Source organism: Pontibacter russatus (genome assembly GCF_009931655.1).
In the GTDB taxonomy this organism is placed as follows: domain Bacteria; phylum Bacteroidota; class Bacteroidia; order Cytophagales; family Hymenobacteraceae; genus Pontibacter; species Pontibacter russatus.
Genome location: NZ_CP047984.1, coordinates 4,210,568 through 4,236,461 on the forward strand (window position 1 = coordinate 4,210,568; position 25,894 = coordinate 4,236,461).

Genomic DNA, 25,894 nt, shown 5'->3' on the forward strand with positions numbered 1-25,894 from the left:
GAATGAGGTAGCACCCTATATGGCGGTATATGTGAGCAATCCATTGTATTCAGTAGCGGCAGGTCAGCTATAAAAATGCGGAAAAAAATAAAAGGTGTCGACAACGGCGGGGAGATTCCGCAAATCCTGCACACGTATATGGCAGGGCAGTACCGGGTCAGTGCAACTGACAGCGCAGCATGAAATCGAGAGAACAGGAGTACAAAGAAATATTTATAGCCGAGGCCCTGGAGTACTTTGATGCTCTGAACAGGCACATCAGCACCCTGGAGAAGCAGCCGGGCGACGAGCAGACGCTGGCGGAGGTGTTCCGTTTGCTGCACAACCTGAAGGCCAACTCGAAGGCGATCGGCTACCTCCATATCTCGGACGTGTCGCATAAACTGGAGACGGCCTTCAGCCTGATACGCAGCAAGGAGCTCGCCTTCAGCGACGAGGTGGTGACCGTGCTGTTCGACGGCATCGACATGCTGGGCGAACTGATCACGAACATCGACAGCAACCAGGAAACGGAGCCGGACCCGCTGCTCCTGCGCAACCTCGACATCATTGTGGAGAACCTCTCCGACAGCACCATTGAACTGGCGAAGGTGCAGAAGTACAACACCTCCAAAAACCTGTCGCTGTCCGAACTGGTATATATCCAGATCAGGAAGCTGGACCACATGATGAACCTGGTGGGCGAGCTCATGATCGACCGCGACCGGATCCTCTCCATCAGTAAGGGCGTGGACAACGACGAGCTGAAGGCAGTCAGTTCGCACCTGTACCGCATCACCGAAGACCTGCAGTACAGCGTGATGGACGCCAGGCTCGTAAACATCGGGTCGCTCTTCAACAAGTTTCCGCGCATCGTGCGCGACATTGCCGCCGCTGAAAAAAAAGAGGTGGATTTAAAAGTTTCCGGGCAGGATATCCAGATTGACCGTAATATCCTGCAGATCATGACGGACTCGCTGCTGCACCTGGTGCGCAACGCCGTGACCCATGGCCTGGAGTTGCCGGCCGAGCGGGAGAAAAAGGGCAAACCACGGACAGGACTCCTGCGGCTGAGCGCCCAGAGCGACCGGGAGAACGTGCTGATTGAGCTTTCGGACGATGGCAACGGCATGGACTATAAACAGATCAAGCGCACCGCTGTGGAGCGCCAGCTCGTGACGCCCGAGGCGGCGAAGGCGATGGCTGATACGGAGGCGCTCTCGTTCCTGTTTGAGCCGGGTTTCTCCACGGCAAAGGAGGTGACGGAGTATTCGGGGCGCGGCGTGGGGCTGGATGTGGTGAAGAACGCAGTCGACTCGATAGGCGGGCGCCTGTCAGTGAGATCGGAGAAAGGCGCAGGCACCACCTTCACCATGCTGCTGCCGACCTCCATTGCGGTAAAGGGGGCGCTGCTGTTTGAGGTGGATGAGATATTTTATGCCATTCCGCTTATTCATACAGAGCAGGTGGTGGCCCTCGACAAGGACGAGATACATGAGGTGGGCGACGTGATGGTGGCCAGCCTGAAAGGCGAAACCGTAACGGTTGTGTACCTGCACGAACTGCTGAACGCCGACGAGGCCAACATGCGCCTCGGAGACAAGACACGGCTGAAGGGGCAGGTGCAGAACATCGTGGTGGTCTCTTACAACAACCGGAAGCTGGGCCTGATAGTGGACAAGCTGTACCGGCAGCAGGACATTGTGGTGAAACCCCTGAACAAGCCGCTCGACCAGATTGACCTGTACGGCGGCGTGACGCTTCTGGGCACCGGCAAAGTGTGCATGGTGCTGGACGTGCCAGCCACCACACGCTATTTTATATATAAAAGGCAGGGGTGAGAAGATGGATGGGAACTTTACAAACACGACTACTATGACGACTGAACCGCATATAACGGAGTTAGAGCGAGACATAATCAAAGAAATCTTGAACATCGGGCTGGCCCGGGCTGCGGACTCCTTTGCCGCCATTGCCCGCGACAAAGTGCTGATGAAAGTGCCCGACATCACCCTGATAGAAGTCAAGGAACTCCTGAGCCTGGTGGCCAAGTATGAGGATTCGCACGTCATCATTCAGTCGGATATCAAAGGCGAGCTGAACGGCGCCACGCTCATGATCTTCTCCGACAACCACATCGTACGCCTGTCAGAAATCTGCCTGAGCATGGTGGATGTGCAGAAGGGGGAACTGTCTGTGATGCAGGAGTCGCTGCTGCTGGAGATCAGCAACATCATCACGGGCGCCCTGGTCACGCAGCTCGCCAATATCCTCAAGTCCAACATATATGGCTCGCCGCCCAAGGCCCCGAAAAGCCATATAGCCGATTCCCTCAAGAGCATCCTGGTGCAACACCCGCTTTTCCAGCCGCTCGTTTTCACCGTCATCACCCAGTTCTCGCACAATTCCAAAAGCGTGGAGTTGCCGCTGCTGCTGTTCTTCGACACCAACACGCTGCTGAAGATTCTGGACATCATCCGCTCCTTCGAGCTCGGCAAAAACAACCTGACCGAAAACGACCAAGCGTTATAGCCCGCACCCATCGCGCTATATCCCCACCGCATGTCAAAACCGAAGTCGAAACTGAGCCGCTACGAGCTGACAGGGTATATACTGATAATGGCCGGGGCCGCCGTGCTGGTTTGGGGAACCGTAAAGTTTGACATTTGGCATGAGCTGTACCTCGACCCGGCCGACCGGGAAGGGGGCGTGTTTGGCGAGTACGGGGAGTTTATCGGCGGCATTGTCGGCTCGCTTTGGGCGCTGGCGGGCGTATTCCTCTTTTTCGCCACGCTCACCTATCAGAAACGAGAGTTCGAGTTGCAGCGCCACGAGCTGCACAAGACCCAGAAAATATACCAGCAGCAGAATTTCTCCACGCTCTACATCAGCTTCATCAGCAAGCACAACGACATCATCGACTCCCTCACCGCCTACGACATCAACAAGAGCGCCTGGAAGGGAACCAACTTCTTTGTGTTCTTCCAGGAGAAGGTGCTGACATCCTTTGTGCAGAAGGTGCGCAGCCTCGGGCCTGCAGAGCGGACGGGCGAAAACCTGCGCAGCATTTTCGAGGATTACTTCACCTACCACTTCACCTTTTACCAGAACAGCCTGGGCCCTTACCTGAAGAACCTGAGCGTGCTGTTCAAACTCATCCAGCGCTACCGCTCCGAGACGGAGGACGAGGGCGAGTACTACAGCTTCATCACCAAGGCCAGTTTTACGCAGTCGGAGCTTTTCCTGATCTACCATGTGGCGCAGTTCAGCCTCATCAGGGAGTTCAGCGCGTTCGATGATGCCTTTGCTGTGTTTGAGGACCTGGCGGAGGAATATAAAGCAGAGACCATTATCCGAAGGGAGCTGCCGCAGCAGTAGCGTCGCGGCCGCCTATATATAAATGCCCAACACATTCGCATGCAAAATAGTATAAATGCTTGTGCAGCTGTTTTTGGCGCCAGGTGTATATGATTCCCCAAAAGGCTTGTGCCTTACCACCAGATACTTGTAATTTATATATAACCGGGCAGTGGCGCCTCAGGCAGCCAACACCCGGAAACTGAACTGAAAATGCCATCAACGATTATGTTGCAGAACCAACAGATGAACAGCAAAGAGCAAAAGATTGAAAGCTTCGACCCGAACGGGGTAGGGGACATCGGCGGCGGCCTGTTTGGCCTGCCTTTCACCATCGAAGAGTCGGAGGTGGTGATCATCCCGACACCCTGGGAAGTGACGGTTTCGTACAGCGGCGGCACGGCACTGGGGCCGCAGGCCGTAAAGGAAGCATCGCCCCAACTGGACCTGTTCGAGCCCAACATCAAAGACGCTTGGAAGCTCGGTATCGCGATGGAGGAAATATCGGAGGAGTGGGCGGCCACCGGCGAGGTGCTGCGCGAAAAGGCGGAGGCCTATATAAACTGGCTGGAGGCCGGAAGCCCCGAGATTGGAAGAGCGGAATTTGAGAACCTGCCGGCCGAGGTGACGGCGAAAGGGACGGAGTTTCTGCTTTGGCTGAAGCAAAAGGCACTCGGATACCTGGACCAGGGCAAGATGGTAGCGGTGCTGGGCGGCGACCACAGCACGCCCCTGGGCCTGATGCACGCGCTGGCCGAAAAGCACGAAGAGTACGGTATTCTGCAGATAGATGCCCATGCCGACTTGCGCGAGGCCTACGAGGGCTTCGAGTACTCGCACGCCTCCATCATGTACAATGCCCTGAAGCTGCCGCAGGTAAAGAAACTGGTGCAGGTGGGCATCCGGGATATATGCCAGGCCGAGGCAGAGCTGGCGCAGCAGTCGAACGGGCGCGTGGCCATCTTCTACGACGCGGTGCTGAAGGAAAACCTGTACGGCGGCGACAGCTGGAAGAAGGAGTGCAAGAAGATTATCGCCCAGCTTCCGCAGAAGGTATATATAAGCTTCGACATCGACGGGCTGGACCCGAAGCTCTGCCCGGGCACCGGCACCCCGGTGCCCGGCGGGCTGGAGTTTGAGCAGGCCATATTTCTGGTGAGGCAGCTGGTGAAGTCGGGCCGCGAGATCATCGGGTTCGATTTATGCGAGGTAGCGCCCGGCGAAAGCGAGTGGAACGGCAACGTGGGTGCCCGCGTGCTGCTGAAACTGTGCAACCTGATGGCGGTTTCGCAGCAAAAGCTCGAAGCCCAGTTTTAGCTGGCTCTGCCCGGGTCGCGGCTCCCGTATCACACCTAAGCAAGGCATCTATAAACTCGGCCCGCCAGCTGCAAAATGGTCTATCTTTATCTGCCGGTTTGCGTATGAATAGCCACCTGGAAAAATACGTAAAAGCTATATAATAAAAAGCAGCGTTAGAATATGGGATTCATCTTAAAACTTCTCCTGACGGGCGCGGCAGCCATGCTGGCGGCTTATATACTGCCCGGTGTTTCCATTGATGGCTATATGACGGCCATTATCCTGGCCCTGGTGCTGGCAGTGCTGAACGCCATCGTGCGGCCCATCCTGGTGCTCCTCACCATACCTGTGACGATTCTGACGCTGGGGCTTTTCCTGCTCGTCATCAACGCGCTGATTATACTGCTGGCCGACTCGCTGATTGCGGGCTTCGACACAGCCGGATTTCTGACTGCCCTGCTTTTCAGCCTGGTGCTTTCCGTTATCACCGCCATACTGGATATGATTTTCTAACACGAGCCACAGCACCTACATAAAAGAGGCGGGGCCGACAATCATGTCGGCCCCGCCTCTTTTATATCGGAGAATGATTTTGAAACCGCTTATACTATTTCTTCTGCATCCACTCCTCACAGGCCTGGGCGCATTCCTCACAGGCGTCCGCGCACTTCTGGCAGTGGTCGTGCTTGTGCTTGCGGCACTCTTCCGCGCAGAGTCGGCAAATCTCGATGCACTCGCGCATCACGTGCTTGGCGTGCGCCGAGTTACGCGCCACAAAGCGGGAGGTCAGCGCGCAGATGTCGGCGCAGTCGCGGTCCAGCATGATGCAGCGCACCATCATCTTCACGTCGTCTTCCTGCAGGCACATGGTGGCGCAGGTTTCGCAGGCAGTCACACATTTGATCAGTACGTGCTCTAAATTGTTGGTTATCTCGGATTTCATAGCTTGTGGTTTAAAAAGTTTATATATCAGATGCTCTTAAACTACGCGTACGGGAGAGCATTGTTATCATGGCGAAGCCATATCCTGCAAGCGGCCGCCCTGCAGATGCAGAAAATATTGGCTAACTTTGTGCAAGGAGGCCGGAGAAATAAACATAGGAGAATAAGAAATGGCAACGATGCGGGAGGCGAGGGAAGCCCTGAAACTATACTTCGGATACGAGCAGTTCCGCCCGATGCAGGAGCAGATCATCAGCGGGCTGCTGCAGCAGAAAGACGCGGTGGTGCTGATGCCGACGGGCGGCGGCAAGTCGGTGTGCTACCAGGTGCCCGCCGTGGTGCTGCCGGGTATCTGCGTGGTGGTGTCGCCGCTGATAGCCCTGATGAAGGACCAGGTGGAGGCGCTGCTGGCCAACGGCATACCGGCTGCCTATATAAACAGCTCGCAGAGCGCCGAGCAGCAGTATGCCATCGAGAACGAGTGCCTCGAGGGGAAGCTGAAACTGCTGTACGTGTCCCCGGAGAAGCTGCTCTCCTCTGGTTTCCTGTCGTTCCTGGGCCGGGTCAGGGTATCGCTGTTTGCGGTGGACGAAGCCCACTGTATCTCGTCCTGGGGCCATGATTTCCGGCCGGAGTACACGCAGCTCAAAGCCCTGAAGCACCACTTCCCCCAGATACCCGTTGTGGCCCTCACGGCCACCGCCGACAAACTCACCCAGAAAGACATCCAGGAGCAACTGCACCTGCAAAGCCCCGAGGTATATATCGCCTCCTTCGACCGGCCCAACATCAACCTGACGGTGAAACCGGGCCGCGACAGGTTCAACAAAATCACGGACTTTATCAGCAGCAGGCCCAGGCAGCCGGGCATTATCTACTGCCTCAGCCGGAAAGCCACGGAGTCGCTGGCAAACAAGCTGAAGCAGAACGGCTTTAACGCCACCTTTTACCATGCGGGCATGTCGGCGCCGCTGCGGGCCAAGGCACAGGAGGCTTTCCTGAAAGACGACGTGCAGATGGTGTGCGCCACCGTCGCCTTTGGCATGGGCATCGACAAGTCGAATGTGCGCTGGGTGATCCATTATAACCTGCCGAAAAACATCGAGGGCTATTACCAGGAGATTGGCCGGGCCGGACGTGACGGGGCCAAAGCGGATGCGCTGCTCTTTTACTCGTTCGCGGACGTAATGAACATGCGCAGCATGCTGCAGGAAAACGAAAGCGACAAAAAGCAGACGGAACTCCAATTGGTGAAGCTGGAGCGGATGCAGCAGTTCGCGGAGGCCGCCGCCTGCCGCCGCCGCATCCTGCTGCAGTACTTCGGCGAGACCATGCAGAAAGACTGCGGCAACTGCGACATCTGCCGCAACCCGCCCACCACGTTTGATGGGACACAACTGGTGCAGAAAGCCCTTTCGGCCATTGCCCGCACGCAGGAGCAGGCCACTATGACGCTGCTGGTGGACGTGCTGCGGGGCGCCCGCAACAGCCAGGTGCTGCAATCCGGCTTCGATAAAATCAAGACCTATGGCGCTGGCCGCGACGTGAGCACCCTCGACTGGAACCGCTACCTGCACCAGATGCTGAACAGCGGCCTGGTGGAGATAGCCTACGACCAGGGCTACACCCTGAAGCTGACCGAGCAAAGCCGCGAGGTGCTGTTCGAGGGCAGGCGGGTGCAACTGGTGAAGTTTGAGGAGGTAAGGCAGCCGGAGGAGGCAACTGTAAGGGCGCGGCCGAAGCGGGAGTTGATCAAAGACGCGCTGTTTGAGCGGCTGCGCGCCCTGCGGAAGCGGCTGGCGGATGAGGCGGGGGTGCCGCCCTATGTTGTTTTCACGGACAGCTCGCTGCAGGAGATGGCAGCCGAAAGGCCGACCAACCGGATAGCCATGCTGGCTATATCCGGGGTAGGGGCGCAGAAGTTGGAGCGGTTCGGCGACACGTTCATCACCGAGATCATCGATTTCATCAACGAGGAGCAGGCAAAGGGCAGCAAACTGAAGGGAGCCACCCACCTGGCCACCTACGAGATGCTGCAGCAGGGATATGGGATTGAGCAGATTGCCCGGCAGCGCAGCCTCAACCCCGTCACCATATACTCCCACCTCGCAACTTTATACGAACAGGGCTATGACATTGACCTGCATCAATTTGTGACAAAGGCGGAGTATAAAGCGATTGCCGTTGCCATCCAAAAGCTGGGCACCGAGGCAAAATTGAAGGACTTGTTCGAGGCGCTGGGGGAGCAGTATGAGTATTATAAAATCAGGCTTGCCGTCTCTATCTACAAGAAAGGAGACACGTGGTAGGGGAGCAGAAGCGGCTCTCCATATAGGCGGCGCCTGTGCCACCCTATCATAAAAAGAGCGGCTGCTCCATCCGGGGCAGCCGCTCTTTTTATGATAGGGATTGAGCTTTTACTCAACAGAGGCGATGGGATCCGGCGTAGTGTCTTTGTCGCCGGTCACGGTGCCTTGCGCATATACTGTTCCGTGCAGCGCCAGGATGCCGGCCACGTGCGGTGCCGCCATGGAGGTGCCGAAAGCGCCGCCGCCAATGCCGCCGCCCTTTGTCGTCACGGTCACGTTCACGCCGGGTGCCGCGAAGTCTACCGCCGCACCGTAGTTGGATCTGTCCCACAGCCTGTTGTACGTGTCCATGGCAGACACAGTGTATACGCCCGGTGCGTCTACGCGGGCCGGGGAAGACTCATAGCAGTCTACGGCGCTGTTGCCGGCCGCGATGGCAAACAGGATGCCTTTCGCCGCCGCCGTTTTCACGGCATTGTCAAGCGTAGAAGACATGCCGCTGCCAAGGCTCATGTTCACCACGTCGCCGGGCTGTGCATATTTGCCAACGTGCAGCACCGCATTAATGGCCCTGGAAAGGGTACCGGCTCCGGCATCGTCGAACACGCGCAGGGCAACGATGGTGGCGTTTGCAGCCACTCCCACCATGCCGGAGCCGTTGTTCTTAGCGGCGATGATGCCGGCAACAGAGGTGCCGTGGCCGTAGCCGTCTTCAATAGAGGCGTTGCCATATATAAACGACGCGCTCCTGGTGACATCCACGTTCAGGTCCGGGTGGTCGGTGTCTATGCCTGAGTCGATCACCCAGACGGTTTTTCCGGTGCCGTCGCCGTAGCCAACGCGGGCAATGTTCCAGGGCAGGTTCTCCCCTTCCATAGGGGTGATGATGTTGTATCTGGGGTTCGGGGCAGGCTCTTCTTGGGCGGGCTCCTCTGGGGCAGGCTCAGTTGGCGCGGGCTCAGCGGGAGCGGGTTCTTCCGGTGCAGGCTCAGTTGGCGCGGGCTCAGCCGGGGCTGGTTCCTCCGGCGCAGTCTCAACGGGAGCAGGCTCTGTAGGTGCCGGTTCTTCCGGGGTAGGGGCAGGCTGTACCGGAGCCGGTTCTTCGGGCGCAGGCTCAGTAGGAGCAGGTTCGGTAGGAGTCGGTTCGGACGGTGCCGGTTCTTCTGGCGCTGGCTCTGTTTTGATTGGTTTGCCTTTGCCGCCGCCCTTTGTGCCTGGATCAGCGCCAGCTTTTGTCGTGCTTGTCTTCGACAGGGTGCCGAGCGATATATAGCGGTCCTGCTCGATATACGCAACCTCCGGGTTGGCGCGCAGCGTCGCCAGCTGTGCGTCTGTGAGTCGTGCGGCGAAGCCATTCACCACACCTTCATACACCTGGCTCACGGCAGCGTTTTCTACGCCTGCCGCCTCATACACCTGCCGGCGCACTTTAGCGGCCGCTGTGATGGTGGCCGAAAGCCCTTGGCCCGCCACTGTTCCCGTTTTCCCGCTCTTGAATACCACGATGTACTGCCCCTGGATTAAATTTCCGTAAGGACTGTTGTCTGTGGCGGCCGGAGAGGTGAACTGCTCTTCCATCAGGTCTTCTTTCTGGCAACCCGATGTCAGTGCGATGACAGAGGCCAGGGCAACGCAGGACATTGATTTTCTGAAGGTGCTTGTTAACAACATAGCTCGTAATAATATAAAAGTGTAATTTTTAGTAATCGTACCGCTGCATCAATTCTCAAGGACATCCACCTGCCTGTGCCCGCTTCTGCACCCCCCGCGAAACTCCGCCTGAGGCTCCTGGCGCTATCTTTCCTTTAGAGACCAGAAGTCAAAACCCTTCCACGGCAAAGAATAAATTTCTTTGCATATATAACTATATCAAGTCTGGTTGTAAAAGGAGGTTAAGCGCTGTTATTGCATCTATCCAATGAATGTTCTATTTGATTTTGTAAATGTATGGCATCAGAATGCTTCAAACCAAATGTTTAGCTGGTGTAGTTACAATATAATGTTGTATCTTTTGAAGAATATTTAAATAACTTTGTAGAGTGAAACAGGAATATTGATATAATTCCATTTTAATTTCGGCGCAGGATGATAAAAACTGCTAAAATAATTAGTATACCCGCAAATACTTTAGTATTTTTACAAGCGTGTGGTGGAGTAGCCACAGGTATTTACAAAAACCATAGCTTTGGCTGTTATGCAATTGGTGACATCAAACATTAGGCATCTGCGCAAAGGCGCCGGATATACCCAGGCCCAGCTGGCAGAGAAATTAGATATAAAGCGCTCGCTGGTGGGCGCATACGAGGAGGGACGGGCGGAACCCAAACTGAGCACGCTCATAAATGTGGCCAGGCTCTTTGATGTCTCGCTGGACGAACTCATCACGAACGACCTCACGAAGGAAGGGGCGAAGCTAAAAGTAGCGGGAGGCACCCCGAAAACATCCGGGGACAACCTGCGGGTGCTCGCCATCACGGTGAACGACGAGGAAAAGGAGAATATTGAGCTGGTGCCTTACAAGGCCAGCGCCGGTTACCTGAACGGCTACGCCGATGCGGAGTTTATGGAGGAGCTGCCCCGCTTCCGCTTGCCGATGCTGGGCGTGGGCGGCACGTACAGGGCCTTCGAGATTAGCGGCGACTCCATGCTGCCCATCGCCTCCGGCACTGTGATTGTGGGGCGCTACGTGGAAGACTGGAACCAGATTAAAGACGGCACGCCCTGCATTGTCGTGAGCCAGAAAGAGGGAATCGTGTTCAAGCGCATCTTCAACAAGATAAAAGACACCGCCGTGCTGCACCTGCACTCCGACAACCCGGTGTACTCGCCGTACGAGGTGCATGTGGAGGATGTGGTGGAGATCTGGGAGGCGAAATCCTATATCAGCTCCACTTTCCCGATTGCGGACCTGTCGCTGAACAAGCTCTCCTCCATTGTGCTGGACCTGCAGAAGGAGGTGCAAAAGCTGAAGAAAGTAGAGTAGCGGACATATATAAATCCTATTGAAGCCTGGCATTGCTTTCCTGCGCGTTGCCAGGCTTTTTTGCGCGCCGGGCCGCCTGCCTTGCTTTTGTTAACAAGAAAGAACAATATGCGTAAAGCCTTAGCAGGGTTGCAGGCTATTGTCGCTCCTGTTTATATACAATGTTCCATCAGACACACGCACTATGATAAAATTAATGACCGCGGCCGAGCGCCATCATGCTGAAGTGGGGGACTGGCTACAGTCGCACTACCTTTTCTCGTTTGCCGATTATTACGACCCCAGCAATGTACAGTTCGGTCCGTTGCGCGTGTTCAACCATGATATCATCAAGCCGCACACCGGCTTCCCGTCGCACCCCCACGCCGAGATGGAGATCATCCAGATTGTGATGGAGGGCGAACTCACGCACAAGGACAGCCTCGGGAACGAAGTGACGCTGCAGGCCGGATGCGTGCAGCGCGTTACGGCCGGAACGGGCATCACCGTTACCGAAACGAATGAAAATGACATCCCGCTGCACGTCTTCCAGTTGTGGTTTTTGCCGAACAAGCGGGGGCTGGCACCATCCTACGAGCAAATGCATGTCGATTTTCTGGGCGAGAAGAACAAGTTGGTGCCGCTGGTGACGGGGCAGAAGGTGCTGGAGAATGTTGCCTACTTCAACTCCAACTCCACCATCTATTACGCGAGCCTGTCGCAGGGAGAGGAGATCGATTTCAAGACCTTTAAGATCCGCAAGACGCTTATATATGTGCTGGAGGGCAGCCTGCTCATTAACAACATGGAGGTAGACACCCACGATCAGGTGCGGCTGGAAGAACAGACGGCAATCAGCCTGCATGGCACCGGCGATGCTCGCATTATTCTGGTAGATGTTCCGGCCACCGAGGTGAACTATTAAGAAGTATATTTCTGTGGATGTTGATTTCCGGTAAAGTGGGAGGGACTATCTTTACACCTAAGCAAAACCTTTAGAGCAGCCTGTGCAAACAAGCTGCTTTTTTTATGATGTACAGCAACCTACAGAAAATCAAAGCCCTGCTCGACGACAGGGTGGCGCTATATAACCGCCCGGCTTTCATTCCCAACGACCCGGTCTCCATTCCGCACCGCTTCAGCAAAAAGCAGGACATCGAGATCAGCGGCTTCTTTGCGGCCATCCTGGCGTGGGGGCAGCGCAAAACCATCATCAACAATTGCCTGAAACTGATGGACCTGATGGACAACGCGCCGCACGACTTCGTGCTGCACCACCAGGACCACGACCTGCGCCGCTTCCTGGGCTTTAAACACCGCACCTTCAACGACACCGACCTGCTATACCTGCTTCACTTTTTCCAGCAGTACTACCGGCAGCACGACAGTTTAGAAACAGCTTTTGTTGGGGAGGGGCATATATATAGAACGCAGAAGGAGCGGTTGGTACACTTCCATCACCTTGTCTTCAGCCTGGAGGAGGCACCGCAGCGCACCCGCAAGCACATTGCCACCCCGGCACGCAAATCGGCCTGCAAGCGGCTGAACATGTACCTGCGCTGGATGGTGCGAAAAGACAGCAACGGCGTGGACTTCGGCCTGTGGAACACCATGCAGATGGCCGACCTGATCTGCCCCTGCGACGTGCACGTGGAGCGGGTGGCCCGCCGCCTCTGCCTCATCACCCGCAAGGGCATGGACTGGGAAACCGCCGAGGAACTGACAGCCCACCTGCGAGACTTTGACCCCAATGACCCGGTGAAGTACGACTATGCCCTGTTCGGGCTGGGGATAGAGGAGAAGTTTTAGGTATAGCCGGTGACATATAAACCGATATAAAATAGGTATTCTGCAGGTGTGCTCGAACCACCCCTGCCCCTCCTTGTCCATGTAAGGAAGGCTGATCATGCCTCTTCAGGCCTTTAAACTGTAACTGACGGTTAAGTGTGGCTATATATAACGCTACCCATGCTATATACTTGCTGTACAAAACTTCTCCGCTTTCAAGATCTTAATTCCACGATTACTAGGTTCAAAAGCATCCTTGCTCAATTTATTAACCCAGTCTGCTGTAGGGGCATTAGAATCTTTGATAGACTTGATTTTATGGGCAAATGACTGTCATTGTTTTTGGTAATACATTTAATGATTTTGTATTTGAGCGTCTAAATATTTATTACACTCTTCTTTTTAGCCATGATAAGGATATGGATGTCTGGAAGGGTAGATAAATATGGAATGGGTAATTTTATGGGTTAAACTTAGCAGTGTTCGTTTAGCGGGGTGAAGCGTTAGTAACTTCACTGCTACGCCGTATCGTGTGTTCGTAATTTTGCCAATTCACCTTTTGCTGCAACAATTCATTTTAAAGCTTCTTCTCTCGCCACTCAAGAGACTGTGGTAGAAATCTATCAACAACTTGGGCATTACCAGTACTTGCTTCTAATTTTGAAGGGACAACAACTGTATCACTTACTGCCAAAATCTCTTTTAAAGCATTATTAGCAAAATTTTTTCTATTGAACCTATACTCCAATCTCCCTTTCGTCAAGACAGCATTAATCTCCTCAAATGATTCAAAATGCCCTCTACCGTAGATAAAGTAACCAAAGCCTAAAAAAGAAGTACTGGTATGTGGGTTAAAAATTAAGAATTCCTTTTTGGTCCTAACTCCAAGAAGAAAAGTGTCTGGGTTAGCCGTTACAAACATATTTCTTACCTGGTCTTTATATTCGTTAGAGATAGTATCAAAGACGAGAACTACCTTTTTATTGGTATTATTAGTTAATTTGAGGCGCATTGGAAACGCTGCCAATTCTGGCAAACCAACACTATCTAACTCTATCATCACTTCTCCTTCTTCAGCAGGCAACATGATACCAAGTGTAGGCTTATTGCAGGAAGTGATTGTTAAAACAAGTAAAAATAAAGACAGGTTTCGTAGGTTCATTTGTCTTAATTAAGCCAGTTCACACCAAAGCTTTCCCCTTTCTTCTAATTAAGATATACTTCTTAACTCTTATAATACAAGTATATAGACATAATTATCTTATACTATATTGTCATCCTGAAAGGATCTTGGTTGCGAGCGGTAACTGCGCTCGCAACCAAGATCCTTTCAGGATGACAACAAAAAATAGGTCTAACTAATTTTGTCTCCTTACTTATCACCTATATCTAAACATGAACCTACGCTTATCTGCACTTTATCTCACCTAAACCCCAGCCTCATTACTGACCTCCACCAGTCGGCTCCACCGCAATCTTCAGCACTACCTTTCGTACTGTTTGCTCCGTCACCATGGCGGCGTGGGCATCGTCGGGGAAGAAGATGGTGAAGTAGCCGGCGGGCACATCAAACCAGTTGCTTGTTTTGTCGGGGAAGAAGGCGGCCTCACGCTCGGCGGTGTAAGGCTCGCTGGGCTCTGCGCAGAGGGCAAGGCTTTTCCAGCCCATATGGTCGGTGCCGGAAATCACGTACTGGATGTCGATGTACTGGCGGTGCGCCTCCAGTTTTGCTTCCTTCTCGGTGGTGCCGGAGCCTTCGGAGATAATGGCAAACAAATCGCGGCCCACGATGGCCTGCTGCCCCAGCGGGAGCGTTGCTAAATCTGCTTCCTGCAAAAACCGGAAGGCCTGCTGAAACAGCGGGTGCAGGCTATTATAGCGGCGGGCGTTCTGTAAACTGTCTAAAACCATTTTTTTAATTACGAATTACGAATTGTGAGTGGAGCCGGAAAGTTGTAAGGATAGTCTGGTTCCAGCTATATATAAAGGACAAAAATAAGTGCCGTGCTGCCTGATTCTTGTGAAGCGAAATCGAACAAAACAGCCCCCTGCACTTGTTATAGATATTGCTAATTTTGCAGTAAATTAAGAGATATCACTTGATCTATCCAGATAACTTTGAAATAAAAATAGGCTTTGCGCAGGTGCGAGACATGCTGTCCGAGCTTTGCCTGAGCCCGCTGGGCCGCCAGTTTGTGCAGCGCATGACTTTCCTGAACCGGCACGACCTGGTGCAGCGGCTGCTCGAGCAAACAAACGAATTCAAGCAACTGCTGGAGTCGGATGCGGAGATTCCGCTGCAGTATTACTTCGACGTCACCGCTTACCTCGACCGCGCCGCCATTCTGGGCACTTACCTCGATGTGCAGGATTTCTTCGAAATCAAGATGTCGCTGCGCACTATCCGCGACTCGCTGCGTTTCATCGCGTCTGCGGAAGAAGGCAAGTACGAGTCGCTGAAGGCGCTGGGGGCCAATGTTACCGTAGAGCGCTCCCTGATTGCCGCGCTGGACAAAGTGGTGGACGATGCCGGGGCCGTGCGCGACGATGCTACCCCGGAATTGCAGCGCCTCAAGCGCGACCTTATCTCACAGCAGGCTATCCTGCGCAAGCAGATACAGTCCATCATCCGGCACGCCAAAAACGAAGGCTGGACGCCCGCCGATGTGGAGCCGACCATTCGCGGCGGACGCTTGGTGATACCCGTTCTGGCCGAGCACAAGCGCCGCATCAAGGGCCTTATCCACGATGAGTCGAACACGGGGCAGACGGTATATATAGAGCCGGAGTCCATTTTTGAGCTCAACAACGACATAAAGGACCTGCAGAACGCCTACCACCGCGAGCTGATCCGCATTTTGATGGGGCTGACGAACACGCTGCGCAACCATATACCGGAACTGCGCAAAGCCTACCAGTACCTGGGCCTGCTGGATTTTATCCGGGCGAAGGCTGCTTTTGCGCGCCGCGTGGAGTCATCGATGCCCAAACTGCACCGATACCCATATATAAAATGGACGCAGGCGGTACACCCGCTGCTGTACCTGGCGCACCGGCAGGTGGGCAAACCCATCGTCCCCATGGACCTGGAACTGACGCAGGAGCAGCGCATCCTGCTTATTTCGGGCCCTAACGCGGGCGGTAAATCTGTGAGTTTGAAGACGGTGGGGCTGGTGCAGTATATGCTGCAGTGCGGCATGCTGATTCCGGTGGCCGACAACTCGGAGGCGGGCATCTTCCATGATATTTTCATCGATATCGGGGATGAGCAGTCCATCGAGAATGACCTGAGTACGTACAGCTCGCACCTCACCAACATGAAGAAATTCGTGACGGTGGCCGATAAAAAAAGCCTGGTGCTGATAGATGAGTTTGGTACGGGTACGGAGCCGGTGCTGGGAGGGGCCATTGCCGAGGCGGTGTTGCAGAACCTGAACGACAGCAAGGTATATGGCGTGATAACGACGCACTACACCAACCTGAAGAACTTCGCCGAGCGAACGCCGGGCATCGTGAACGGGGCCATGCGCTACGACCACAAAAACCTGCAGCCGCTCTACCAACTGGAGATCGGAAAGCCGGGCTCCTCTTTCGCCATCGAGATTGCCCGCAAAATCGGGTTGCCAAAGCACATCGTGGACAAGGCCAGCAGCCTGGTGGGCAAAGACAAAATCCGGTACGACCGCCTGCTGGAAGAACTGGAGACGGAAAAGCAGGAACTGGAGCAAAAGCTGCGCGAGGCGACCAAGCAGGAGGAGAAACTAAAGCGCAACGTGAAGGAGTACCAGGACCTGAAGAACTACCTCGAAGACAGCAAGCAGGACATCATGCGCGAGGCCAAAGGAAAAGCGAAACTGCTATTGAAGGACGCGAATCAGAAGATAGAGTCTACCATCCAGCAGATAAAGCAGAGCCAGGCCGGGAAGGAGCAGACCAAGCAGGCGCGCCAGGAACTGGAGAGCTTTGCCGCCGAGGTGCGCAAAGAAGAGCCGCGCGCGGTGCAGAAGCGTATTGCCAACGGCGCCATCAAAGAAGGCGACAACGTGGCGCTGATAGGGCAGGATTCGGTGGGGCAGGTGGTGAGCATCAAAGGTAAAACGGCGGAAGTGCTTTTCGGAGGCCTCAAGACCATCGTAAAGGTGAGCAACCTTGAGAAAGTAGAGGGCCAGATAGCTACCAAAAAGAAGAAAGCCAGCGTACCGGAGGCCGCCGAAGGTTACTCCCGCGGCATGAACATCACGCAGCGCATGGCCGATTTCACCACCACCCTCGACATCAGGGGCGAATACGCAGAAGAGGCACTGACCAAGGTGATGAACTTCACCGACGAGGCGATCATGCTGGGTATACCGGAGATCAAGATCATCCATGGGCGGGGCAACGGCGTGCTGCGCCAGGTGGTGCGCGATTACCTGCACTCGGTGCGGGAGGTGGCCAGCCTCGGCAACGAAGCCACCGAGCGCGGCGGCGACGGGGCCACCATGGCAGTGCTGAAGTAAGCGTTTAGCTATATAAAACAGCGGGGGCAGCCAATATAGGCTGCCCCCGCTGTTTTATATATAAGCTGTCATTTTAATCACTATCGAAACTGCTAATAGGAGGGAGAACGTTCCATACCGATTATGGAATTTTTCGATGGCGCGAGGTACTGTCAGAAGAAGCAAGCCTTTTGTTAGATTTTTTTTGTTAACTTCACCTCACCAAAAAGAGAATACCAAGCCGCAAGGTGGAGGATGTTCATCGTGTAGCCCGAGGCTGTAAAACAAAATGTGTGCCTGTTGCACAACAACTGGTTGAATGTTGAATATAGCCGTAAAAAGAGCTAGTGCCAAACCCATGAAGAAATGCAGGGCAGGAAAACAGACGAGCGGGAACTGCGCTTCTCGCTCTCGGCGCACGTGCCGGGGCACAACTTCTACCGGCGGCTCAAGGACAGGCTGGATCTGGAGTTTCTCTACGAGCTGACGGCTCCCTATTACGGCCACTGCGGCCAGCAGTCCATCGACCCGGTGGTCTGCTTCAAGCTCTGCCTGGTGGCTCGCCTGGAGAACATCGACTCTGACCGCCGTCTCTTCGAGCACTGCAGCCTGCGGCTGGACCTGCACTACTTCCTCGATTACCAGCTGTACGAGCCCCTTTCCTGGCACTCGACCCTCTCCCGCACCAGGCAACTTTTAGCCCACGGCCCTGTTTGAGGAGGTCTTCACGCGCGTGCTCTCGATGTGCGCGGAGGCCGGCATGGTTTCGGGCCATACCCAAGTAATCGATTCGGCCCCATCAAGGCCAATGCCTCGATGGGCTCGCTGGAGCTGAAAGTCCCCAAGAGCAGCTCGATGGCCGCCTCCGGCAGGTGAAAACCTTCAGCAGCGCTGACTGCCGGGCCCGTCAAGACATGGTCCCGCAGGGACAACGCACCCTCACGGCCAGGCAGGAGGAGCTGAACAGGCTCCAGGCCCTTCACTACAAGTGGCGTGCAGAGCAAAACCTGCGCCCGGTCGGTTTCAACAAGGGAGCCAAGTACACTTCCAATATAACGCACTACTCACCCGTGGACCCGGACGCCCGCATCGCCGTCAAGCCGGGCAAGGCCCGCCGGCTCTGCTACCACCTGCAACTGGCGGTCTAAGCTTCCCGCCAAGTAATCACCCATGTGCTGGCCAACCACGCCGACCGCAAGGACAGCTGTTGCCTGCCACACCTGCTCGAGGGGCTCACCCTGCGGCTGCAGGGGCTCAGCTTGAGGTGCACCTCGCTCTTGGCCGACTCGGGCTACTCCTCGGCCAGAACTACGCCCAGTTGGAGTGGGAGGGCATCGCCGCCTTCATCCCGCCCTACGGCAAGTACAGGGGTGCCCCCGAGGGCTTTACCTATGAGAGGAAACGGTATTTCTTCCGGTGCCAGGAGGGCAAGAAGGCTGTTTTTGCCAGCAAATCAGCAAGGCCAAGGGCGGTCAGGCCCAATACAGGCTGTACCGGACCTCGCGCCAGGACTGCAGGGACTGCCCCTTGAAAGTGAGCTGCGGCAAACTGCCCGAAAAGAGAATTGCCATCACCTCCTACCGCGCCGAGTACGAGCGCATGATCACCCGGATCTAGGCCGCTGGGGGCAGCGCATGAAGCGCCTGCGGCAGGCCACTGTCGAGCCGGTGCTGGGCACGCTATAAAACCACATGGGCATGCGAACGGTCAATACCCACGGGCTGGAACTGGCCCATAAAGGGATGCTGGTGGCCTGCCGCGGCTTATAACCTACAGAAATTGCTGCACTTCACCCCCAGAAAGAGTCAGTACAGCCGTCGTGACCTTGCCCAGGCCAGAGCAGGCGGTCTTTTTTTGCTTCTATTTTTTTGCCCGATCAGGAGGTAGTCGTGGAAGTAGGAATAGAAGTCAGAAGGTAATAGTGGGTTGTGCAACATGCACCTGTGTTAAAGGTTATCGAGTAACACCTTTAACGCAGATAAAATGGAAAATCAAGCCAGCCTGGATCTGGAGAAGATCAAGCGCCAGTTCCTGGAGGAGTTCAGGAGCGGCAAACCCACCTTCGGCAAGGACGGAGCACTGGCCCCTCTTCTGAAACACTTTCTCGAGGCCGCCCTGGAGGCGGAGATGGACCTTTACCTGGACTCAGAGGAGCGGGAGAAGGGCAACCGGCGCAACGGCAAGGTGAGCAAGCGGGTCCGCACCTCGGACGGGACCATCGAGGTGGAGAGCTCCCGTGACCGCTCCGCTAATTTTGAACCGCAGATTATCAGAAAGCGGGAGACGGTGCTGGCAGAGAACCTGGAGCCGCGCATCCTGAGCATGTACGGGCTGGGGATGAGCCTGCGCGATATCTCGGCTCATCTCAAGGAGATGTACGACATGGACATCTCCCACGACACCCTGGCGGCCCTCACCGAGAAGATCGTTCCCCAGGTCAAGGAGTGGCAGGCAAGGCCGCTGGAGGCGCTCTACTGCATCGTCTGGCTCGACGCCATGCACTACAAGGTACGGCAAGGGGGGCGCGTTGTCAGCAGGGCCGTCTACAACATCCTGGGCATCGACCGCCACGGCCACAAGGAACTGCTGGGCGTGTACGTCTCGGAGAGCGAGGGGGCCACCTTCTGGCTCTCGGTGCTGACGGACCTGCAGCAGCGGGGCGTGCGGGACGTGCTCATCGCCTGCATCGACAACCTCAGGGGCTTTGCCGAGGCGATAAACAGCGTCTTCCCGCAGACCGAGGTGCAGAGCTGCATCGTGCACCAGATCCGCAACAGTCTCAAGTACGTGGCCTCCAAAGACCAGAAGGAGTTCCTCAAGGACCTCAAGCCGGTATACCGGGCAGAGAGCCTTGAGCTGGCCGAGCTACGGCTGCTGGAGTTGGAGGAGAAGTGGGGCAGCAAGTACCCCAAGGTGCTGGAGAGCTGGCAGCGGAACTGGGAGAAGCTGAGCACGTACTTTAAGTACTCCGAGCAGATACGGAAGCTCATCTATACCACCAATGCCATAGAGGGCTTTCACCGCCAGGTCAGGAAGGTGACCAAGACAAAGGGGGCTTTCCCTCGGACATGGCCCTGCTGAAGCTGATTTATCTATCCCACCAGAACATCAGCAAGAAATGGGGCATGCCGCTAAGCAACTGGAGCCAGACGGCCCAGCAGCTCGCTATCTGGTTTGGGGAAAGAATGCAGCTGGACTTGAAGTGAAACTTGCCTCGAAGGTTTGGCCCTTTTTCCGTTAGGCTAAAGCCGTAACAGCAAAAGGGCCAGTAAATTGAAATAGTGAAGTGACACAGTTTAAATTACACTCCCACTGGCATACCTCGGAACCAAGGAAGACTTACTTACTCCCATACCAGCTACTGCAGCTTCTCAAACTCAGATTTAGTTACCTTAAAAATAGTGCCGTGCCGCATGCCCTCCGGGAAAGAGATTTTATCTGATATATCCTCCCAGTTCTTCAGGTCCGTGGATTGCACGGCGCCCATGCTGTGGTCGATGTATTTGTCGAAGTAGACGATCCATTTATCCCCGAGTTTCAGGGTAGTGGGGCCTTCCGCCCAGTAGTCGCCGGTGATGGGCGGGCCGGCGGCGCTGTAGGGGCCGGTGAGATGTTTGCTGTAGGCAACTTTGATGTTCTTCTCCGCCGGCTCGCGGGTCTCGTCTTTCAGAAACATTACGTAGCGGTTGCCGTCTCTCACAATAGTGGCGTCTATGACGTTAAAGCCCGGCTCATAGAGCAGCTTGGTGTCGCTGAAATTTTTGAAGTCTTTGGTGGTCACGTAGTACATGCGGTGGTTGTAGGCATTCTCCTCCTCCGACTGCGTTTCAGGGTAGAGCCCCGTAATCGTCGTGGCCCAGTAAATCATATATTCCTTTTTCTTCGGGTCATAAGTGATTTCCGGTGCCCAGGTGTTGCGGGCGTTCGGCTCATGCGCCATCACGGGTATAAACTGCTGCGCCGACCAATGGATTAAATCCCCGGAGCTGGCGTAACCCAGGCCTTTCTCGTTCCAGCTTACCGTCCACACCATATGAAATTTGCCGTCTGCGCCCCGGATGATGCAGGGGTCGCGCATCAGCTTGTCGTTGCCAGCGGTTGGCTTCAGAAAGATGGAGTCGTTCTTCAGCGCCTGCCAGTTGTAGCCGTCGGTGCTGTAGGCCAGGTGCAGGCCGTCCCCGTTTCCTTTGAAGAAGGAGAACAGGTACACCAAGTCCTGCGCAGCCTGCTTTTGCGCCACGGCACAAGAACCTAAAAATAAGAGAAGAAAGACAAAGCACTGTAGTTTTCTCATGGCGATTCTGTTAGGGTGACGCTTGGAGTGTTATGATATGAATTTACTGTTTCCAGCAGCTGGCGGCAACGTTGCTCCCAAACAAAGGGTAAAGAGGAGCTAACAGGCTTCGGACGCGCCAGCCATATATAAGCCATCTATAGAACGGCCATATATAAATCAGGCGCACAACTGACAAAGCAGTTTCGGAAACATATATAGGCAATGCTGCAACCCCTTTTTAAAACTTTGCACCTGAAAGGGCTTGCATGGCAGGTGCCGTTCCGTTAAAAAATTCAGTCCTCGGGGAATGGGATGAACACAAAATTCTGGAAATCTTCGTCCACCACGAAGAGACAGCAAAACTCGTCGGGGTCTTTGTAGGCGGCCTTGAAATCATCCACCTTTTCCTCCAGCACCAGCTGCCGCTGCACAAAATCCTCCAGGTAAGAGGCGTTGATGTTCCACTCCAGCGCGACTTCCTCCTTCGCCAGAAAGTTAGAGCCCACCGGCACTTGTGTGCGGCTGAACACGAAGATCGGGTAATCAGAAATCTTGCGTTTGCGCACCTGGTACGATGCCTCGCGCAGGGTCTCGGCCACCACCACAAAATCTTTGGAGATGGTGCCAAGGTACTTGCCGTTCAGTTCCGGATCGTTTTCCATATAATTCTTTACCGTATCATGTAGCACGTAGCAGGTATCACGACAAAAAGCTATTCCAAAAACTATTCGTGAAAAGACCGGGCCGGCTATACTACGTTATATACGAAGCCTTGCTACCTGATACGTGCTACGCGATATGTTTATCTATTTAGCGGATAGCAAAACAATATTCTCGACGTGGTGCGTCTGCGGGAACATGTCCACGGGCTGCACGCGGGCCACATCATATTTTACGGAGAGCAGCTCCAGGTCGCGGGCCTGTGTGGCTGGGTTACAGCTTACGTACACGATGCGCCCCGGGTGTACCTGCAACAGCTTCTCCACCACGTCTTCGTGCATGCCGGCGCGGGGCGGGTCGGTGATCACGACGTCGGGGCGGCCGTGACGGGCCACCAGCTCATCCGACAGGATGTCCTTCATATCCCCGGCATAAAACGTGGTGTTGGTGATGTTGTTGATGGCGGAGTTGATTTTGGCGTCCTCGATGGCGCTGGGCACGTACTCAATGCCGATTACCTCGCGGCACTGCCGGGCCACAAAATTGGCGATGGTGCCCGCGCCGGTATATAGGTCATATACCAGTTCGTTTCCCGTCAGCCCCGCAAATTCCCTCGCCAGCCTATATAGCTCGTAGGCCTGGTCGGCGTTGGTCTGGTAAAATGACTTTGGCCCCACCCGGAACCGGATGCCCTCCATCTCCTCGTGTATATAGGGCAGACCGTGGTAGCACACCACCTCCAGGTCGTGGTAGGTTTCGTTTCCTTTGGAGTTGACCACATATTGTAGCGACGTGATCTCAGGAAAGGTAGCCTGCAGGTGGCGCATGATGCCTTCTATCGCCTCCTCGTCGTGGCGGAACACCTGCAGAATCACCATCAGCTCGCCGGTGTTGGCGGTCCGGATGATGAGGTTGCGGAGAAAGCCCTGCTGCTTCACCACGTCAAAGAACTCCAGCCCGTGCTCCCGCGCATACGCCCGCACCGCCAGCCGGATGGTATTGGACGGATCGGGTTGCAGGTAGCAGTGCCGGATATCCAGTATCTTGTCGAACCGGCCGGGTATGTGGAAGCCCAGCGCGTTGCGGTCAAACTCCTCCGCAGACTTGATCTGCTCATTCGTGAGCCAGCCGTTGTTCGAGAACGTGAACTCCAGCTTGTTGCGGTAATAGCGCGTTTTGGCTGAACCCAGAATCGGGTCAAACGCGGGAAGCGCCACTTTACCGATGCGCTCCAGGTTGTCCTTCACCTGCTTCTGCTTGTAGTGCAGCTGCGTGTCGTAGCCGATGTGCTGCCACTTGCAGCCGCCGCACACCCCGAAATGCTCGCAGAAAGGCTCCACGCGCAGCGCAGAATATTCCCGGAAGGCAACAGGCTGGGCCTTCAGAAAGCTTTTCTTCTTGCGTGTCACGCGCAGGTCCACCACGTCGCCGGGGGCCACCCCAGCCACGAAAATCACCATGTTGTTGTGGCGCGCCAGGCATTTCCCCTCGGCCACCATCTCCTCGATTTTAACGTTCTCGAGTACCTCGAACTGCTTTTTCTTATGCTTGTTTCTCACGATGGTGCAAAATTAGTCAAAATTGAGGAGAAACGGCAGCTGGGCAATTGAATGTGCAGATGGGATGAGGGAATTTGGAGATTTGAAAATGTTCTGAAAGGAGTGTCAGCCTCACAAGCAGACCATGGCCTAACAATCAACAACCAACCATCACCAATCAACAATTAAATTAACTTTGCAGCACGCATATATGGCTTCAGCATTATGAAAGATAAAGTAGTACTGATTACAGGCGGAACATCGGGCATAGGCAAGGCGCTGGCTATTTCGTTTGGCAGGGCAGGGGCGAAGGTGGCTTTCTCGGGGCGCAATCCGCAAGGCCTCGCCCAGACGTCGCAGGAGTTGGCTGCGGCGGGCATCGACAACCTAGCCATTCAGGCGGATGTGAGCGTGGAGGAGCAGTGCGCGCAGATGGTGCAGCAGGTTATTGACCGATATGGTGGATTGGATGTGCTCATCAACAATGCCGGCATCTCGATGCGCGCGCTGTTCGAGGAGGTGGACCTGGATGTGATCCGCAAAGTGATGGACATTAACTTCTGGGGCACCGTGTACAGCACCAAATTCGCGCTGCCTTATATACTGGAACGCAGAGGTTCCATCATCGGCATATCCTCCATTGCGGGTTACCGGGGCCTGCCCGCCCGCACGGGCTACTCGGCCTCCAAATTTGCCATGCACGGTTTTCTGGAGACGCTTCGCACCGAACTGCTGCACAAGGGCGTACATGTGATGGTTGCCTGCCCGGGCTTTACGGCCTCCAACATCCGCAACACCGCGTTGGCTGCCAACGGGCAGCAGCAGGGCGAGTCGCCGCGCGAGGAAGGGAATATGATGACCGCCGAGGAAGTGGCTGAGAGGATACTGAAAGCGACGCAGCAACGCAAGCGCGACCTGGTGATGACCTTTCAGGGCAAGCTCACGGTATTCCTGAACAAATGGCTCCCCGGCCTGACGGACAAACTGGTCTATAATGTGATGGCAAAAGAGAAAGACTCGCCGTTGAAGTGATCGTTGCTTGTTTTTCGTATCACGTAGCACGAAATGAATATATATGTCGTGCTACGTGCTACGAAATACGTTCTAAGGAAGCTCCAGCACATTGTTTTTGCGGATATAGGCTTTCTCGCCTCTCCACTCTATTTCGTACCAGATGTCCTGCTCCCCGCGGATGGGCACTTTGTGTCCCTCGGTGGCGGTGGCCAGCCAGGAACTGCCCGCAGAGGGTGCCGACATAATGGCCACCTGGTTGCTCCGGATGATGCCCGCGTCATCCAGATCAAGGAAGTTTATATAGTAGAAGATAAACAGTAGGTACAGCGTAAAACCGATTTTGAAGGTGCTGGTGAACTTGTGGCCCTTGCGCCAACTGAAGAACATGACAGTGGCCGTGACGACAGCCGCCAGCAGCATAAGCTCGAGGATACGCATATAATGCTTGCTGAGCTGCGTCTTGAAAAACTGCAGGTCGTTGTACTCGTAGCCCTGCAGGCGGTGGGCCTGCGCCAGTTCCTCCATTTTCCGCAGCACCGACCGGCTGGGTTCTTTCGTATAGAACAGGTGGAGGTAATACATGGCGCCTGTGTAGTCGTGCTGCCCTTCTTTGATGTAGGCCATTTTCAGGAGCATCCGGGGCGAGTAAAGCTGTTGCCCGTTCAGGATCTGCTCGTAGGCAGCGAGCGCCTCGGTGTAGTGCTGGGCCAGGAACAGAGAATCAGCGGTGGCGAGGGGTGTTTTATCTGCCTGAGCACAAGCCGGTTTTGCGAAGAGAGCCGAAATAATGACTAAAAAGGCGCATATTTTGAACCAAAGATTTTGCATTTAAAAACTTAGCTGTTAGTTTTGCATCGCAATTCAGGGAAATCACTCCGGAAATGCAAGTTATAAAAAAGATTCTGTAGCTCAGCTGGTAGAGCAATACACTTTTAATGTATGGGTCCTGGGTTCGAATCCCAGCGGGATCACCAAAAAACAAGAAAGCCTTTTCAGCGCGAGAAGGCTTTTTCGTTCTAAGGCTGCCATGCCTATATATAAGGCAGCGCGAGTTTAATTTTGAAAATACGGATTTAGCTCGTATTTTTGCACTCCCAACAATGGGAATGAGTACTGATTCTGTAGCTCAGCTGGTAGAGCAATACACTTTTAATGTATGGGTCCTGGGTTCGAATCCCAGCGGGATCACCAAAAACGCACACAGTACAAGCACAAAGCCCTCTTTACTTGCAGTAGAGAGGGCTTTGTGCTTCTCAGGAATGAGCCCCTGAAGGGTCGCCCCGCAAGACTTT

21 protein-coding genes, 2 tRNA genes and 1 pseudogene are annotated in these 25,894 nt (G+C 54.8%); 16 read left to right on the forward strand and 8 right to left on the reverse strand.

Annotated elements, in window-relative coordinates; genetic code table 11:
• Window positions 1–179 precede the first annotated feature (179 nt).
• The 5 genes from GSQ62_RS17475 (at window position 180) to GSQ62_RS17495 (ending at window position 5,148) form a co-directional block, all read left to right on the forward strand.
• Window positions 180–1,820: a chemotaxis protein CheA gene (locus tag GSQ62_RS17475; RefSeq protein ID WP_161890708.1), complete on the forward strand. Its 1,641-nt coding sequence runs from the start codon at window positions 180–182 to the stop codon at window positions 1,818–1,820.
• Window positions 1,821–1,854: 34 nt separating this feature from the next.
• Entirely contained in the window at window positions 1,855–2,511 is a 657-nt protein-coding gene (locus GSQ62_RS17480; protein WP_161890709.1) for a chemotaxis protein CheC, read from the forward strand.
• A 30-nt stretch (window positions 2,512–2,541) separates the two neighbouring features.
• Window positions 2,542–3,357 carry a putative phage abortive infection protein gene (locus tag GSQ62_RS17485; protein ID WP_161890710.1) on the forward strand — a complete coding sequence of 272 codons (816 nt, stop codon included), beginning with the start codon at window positions 2,542–2,544 and terminating at the stop codon, window positions 3,355–3,357.
• A gap of 192 nt (window positions 3,358–3,549) precedes the next feature.
• Window positions 3,550–4,653: an agmatinase family protein gene (locus GSQ62_RS17490; protein ID WP_317164382.1), complete on the forward strand. Its 1,104-nt coding sequence runs from the start codon at window positions 3,550–3,552 to the stop codon at window positions 4,651–4,653.
• Window positions 4,654–4,815: 162 nt separating this feature from the next.
• Window positions 4,816–5,148: a phage holin family protein gene (locus GSQ62_RS17495; protein ID WP_161890711.1), complete on the forward strand. Its 333-nt coding sequence runs from the start codon at window positions 4,816–4,818 to the stop codon at window positions 5,146–5,148.
• A 94-nt stretch (window positions 5,149–5,242) separates the two neighbouring features.
• On the opposite strand, the gene GSQ62_RS17500 is transcribed toward GSQ62_RS17495, so the two are convergent.
• On the reverse strand, window positions 5,243–5,578 hold the full coding sequence (locus tag GSQ62_RS17500; protein WP_161890712.1) for a four-helix bundle copper-binding protein: 336 nt from the start codon (window positions 5,576–5,578) through the stop codon (window positions 5,243–5,245).
• 169 nt (window positions 5,579–5,747) lie between these two features.
• On the opposite strand from GSQ62_RS17500, the gene recQ reads away from it, so the two are divergent.
• A complete protein-coding gene (recQ, locus tag GSQ62_RS17505) occupies window positions 5,748–7,886 on the forward strand; it encodes a DNA helicase RecQ (RefSeq protein ID WP_161890713.1) in 2,139 nt (712 codons plus the stop codon).
• A gap of 108 nt (window positions 7,887–7,994) precedes the next feature.
• Here recQ and GSQ62_RS17510 read toward each other — a convergent pair whose 3' ends face one another.
• Window positions 7,995–9,557 carry a S8 family serine peptidase gene (locus GSQ62_RS17510; RefSeq protein ID WP_161890714.1) on the reverse strand — a complete coding sequence of 521 codons (1,563 nt, stop codon included), beginning with the start codon at window positions 9,555–9,557 and terminating at the stop codon, window positions 7,995–7,997.
• A 523-nt stretch (window positions 9,558–10,080) separates the two neighbouring features.
• Here GSQ62_RS17510 and GSQ62_RS17515 point away from each other — a divergent pair.
• The 3 genes from GSQ62_RS17515 (at window position 10,081) to GSQ62_RS17525 (ending at window position 12,657) form a co-directional block, all read left to right on the forward strand.
• Window positions 10,081–10,869, forward strand: a complete 789-nt coding sequence (locus GSQ62_RS17515; RefSeq protein WP_161890715.1) for an XRE family transcriptional regulator — start codon at window positions 10,081–10,083, stop codon at window positions 10,867–10,869.
• A gap of 184 nt (window positions 10,870–11,053) precedes the next feature.
• Window positions 11,054–11,773 (forward strand): pirin family protein, encoded by a 720-nt coding sequence (locus GSQ62_RS17520; protein WP_161890716.1) that lies wholly within the window; start codon window positions 11,054–11,056, stop codon window positions 11,771–11,773.
• A gap of 104 nt (window positions 11,774–11,877) precedes the next feature.
• The gene (locus tag GSQ62_RS17525; protein WP_394351336.1) at window positions 11,878–12,657 is read left to right on the forward strand and encodes a TIGR02757 family protein; all 780 of its coding nucleotides are present in this window, start codon (window positions 11,878–11,880) and stop codon (window positions 12,655–12,657) included.
• Window positions 12,658–13,213: 556 nt separating this feature from the next.
• Here the strand turns inward: GSQ62_RS17525 and GSQ62_RS17530 are convergent.
• Complete coding sequence (locus GSQ62_RS17530) at window positions 13,214–13,798, reverse strand: hypothetical protein (protein WP_161890717.1); 585 nt, start codon at window positions 13,796–13,798, stop codon at window positions 13,214–13,216.
• Window positions 13,799–14,079: 281 nt separating this feature from the next.
• Window positions 14,080–14,547, reverse strand: coding sequence for a YhcH/YjgK/YiaL family protein (locus tag GSQ62_RS17535; protein ID WP_161890718.1), 468 nt, complete (start codon window positions 14,545–14,547; stop codon window positions 14,080–14,082).
• A 188-nt stretch (window positions 14,548–14,735) separates the two neighbouring features.
• Between GSQ62_RS17535 and GSQ62_RS17540 the strand changes: the two genes are divergently transcribed.
• The 4 genes and pseudogenes from GSQ62_RS17540 (at window position 14,736) to GSQ62_RS17555 (ending at window position 20,320) form a co-directional block, all read left to right on the forward strand.
• On the forward strand, window positions 14,736–17,135 hold the full coding sequence (locus GSQ62_RS17540) for an endonuclease MutS2 (protein WP_161890719.1): 2,400 nt from the start codon (window positions 14,736–14,738) through the stop codon (window positions 17,133–17,135).
• A gap of 345 nt (window positions 17,136–17,480) precedes the next feature.
• Window positions 17,481–17,831 carry a transposase gene (locus GSQ62_RS17545; protein WP_161890720.1) on the forward strand — a complete coding sequence of 117 codons (351 nt, stop codon included), beginning with the start codon at window positions 17,481–17,483 and terminating at the stop codon, window positions 17,829–17,831.
• Between the two features lie 197 nt (window positions 17,832–18,028).
• Window positions 18,029–18,262 (forward strand): hypothetical protein, encoded by a 234-nt coding sequence (locus GSQ62_RS17550; RefSeq protein WP_161890721.1) that lies wholly within the window; start codon window positions 18,029–18,031, stop codon window positions 18,260–18,262.
• Window positions 18,263–19,097: 835 nt separating this feature from the next.
• Window positions 19,098–20,320, forward strand: a pseudogene (locus tag GSQ62_RS17555) (IS256 family transposase).
• Window positions 20,321–20,472: 152 nt separating this feature from the next.
• Here the strand turns inward: GSQ62_RS17555 and GSQ62_RS17560 are convergent.
• The 3 genes from GSQ62_RS17560 to rlmD all read right to left on the reverse strand — a co-directional run bounded on the left by GSQ62_RS17560 (window position 20,473) and on the right by rlmD (window position 23,609).
• A complete protein-coding gene (locus GSQ62_RS17560) occupies window positions 20,473–21,408 on the reverse strand; it encodes a glycoside hydrolase family 43 protein (RefSeq protein ID WP_161890722.1) in 936 nt (311 codons plus the stop codon).
• 275 nt (window positions 21,409–21,683) lie between these two features.
• Complete coding sequence (locus tag GSQ62_RS17565; RefSeq protein WP_161890723.1) at window positions 21,684–22,052, reverse strand: hypothetical protein; 369 nt, start codon at window positions 22,050–22,052, stop codon at window positions 21,684–21,686.
• 144 nt (window positions 22,053–22,196) lie between these two features.
• Window positions 22,197–23,609 (reverse strand): 23S rRNA (uracil(1939)-C(5))-methyltransferase RlmD, encoded by a 1,413-nt coding sequence (rlmD, locus tag GSQ62_RS17570; protein WP_262886634.1) that lies wholly within the window; start codon window positions 23,607–23,609, stop codon window positions 22,197–22,199.
• A 204-nt stretch (window positions 23,610–23,813) separates the two neighbouring features.
• On the opposite strand from rlmD, the gene GSQ62_RS17575 reads away from it, so the two are divergent.
• Window positions 23,814–24,620, forward strand: coding sequence for an SDR family oxidoreductase (locus tag GSQ62_RS17575; RefSeq protein WP_161890724.1), 807 nt, complete (start codon window positions 23,814–23,816; stop codon window positions 24,618–24,620).
• Between the two features lie 72 nt (window positions 24,621–24,692).
• Here GSQ62_RS17575 and GSQ62_RS17580 read toward each other — a convergent pair whose 3' ends face one another.
• Window positions 24,693–25,430, reverse strand: coding sequence for an SH3 domain-containing protein (locus GSQ62_RS17580; protein ID WP_161890725.1), 738 nt, complete (start codon window positions 25,428–25,430; stop codon window positions 24,693–24,695).
• Window positions 25,431–25,500: 70 nt separating this feature from the next.
• Between GSQ62_RS17580 and GSQ62_RS17585 the strand changes: the two genes are divergently transcribed.
• Both GSQ62_RS17585 and GSQ62_RS17590 read left to right on the forward strand, forming a co-directional pair.
• Window positions 25,501–25,576 (forward strand) — tRNA-Lys (locus GSQ62_RS17585).
• 141 nt (window positions 25,577–25,717) lie between these two features.
• A tRNA-Lys gene (locus tag GSQ62_RS17590) sits at window positions 25,718–25,793 on the forward strand.
• Window positions 25,794–25,894 lie beyond the last annotated feature (101 nt).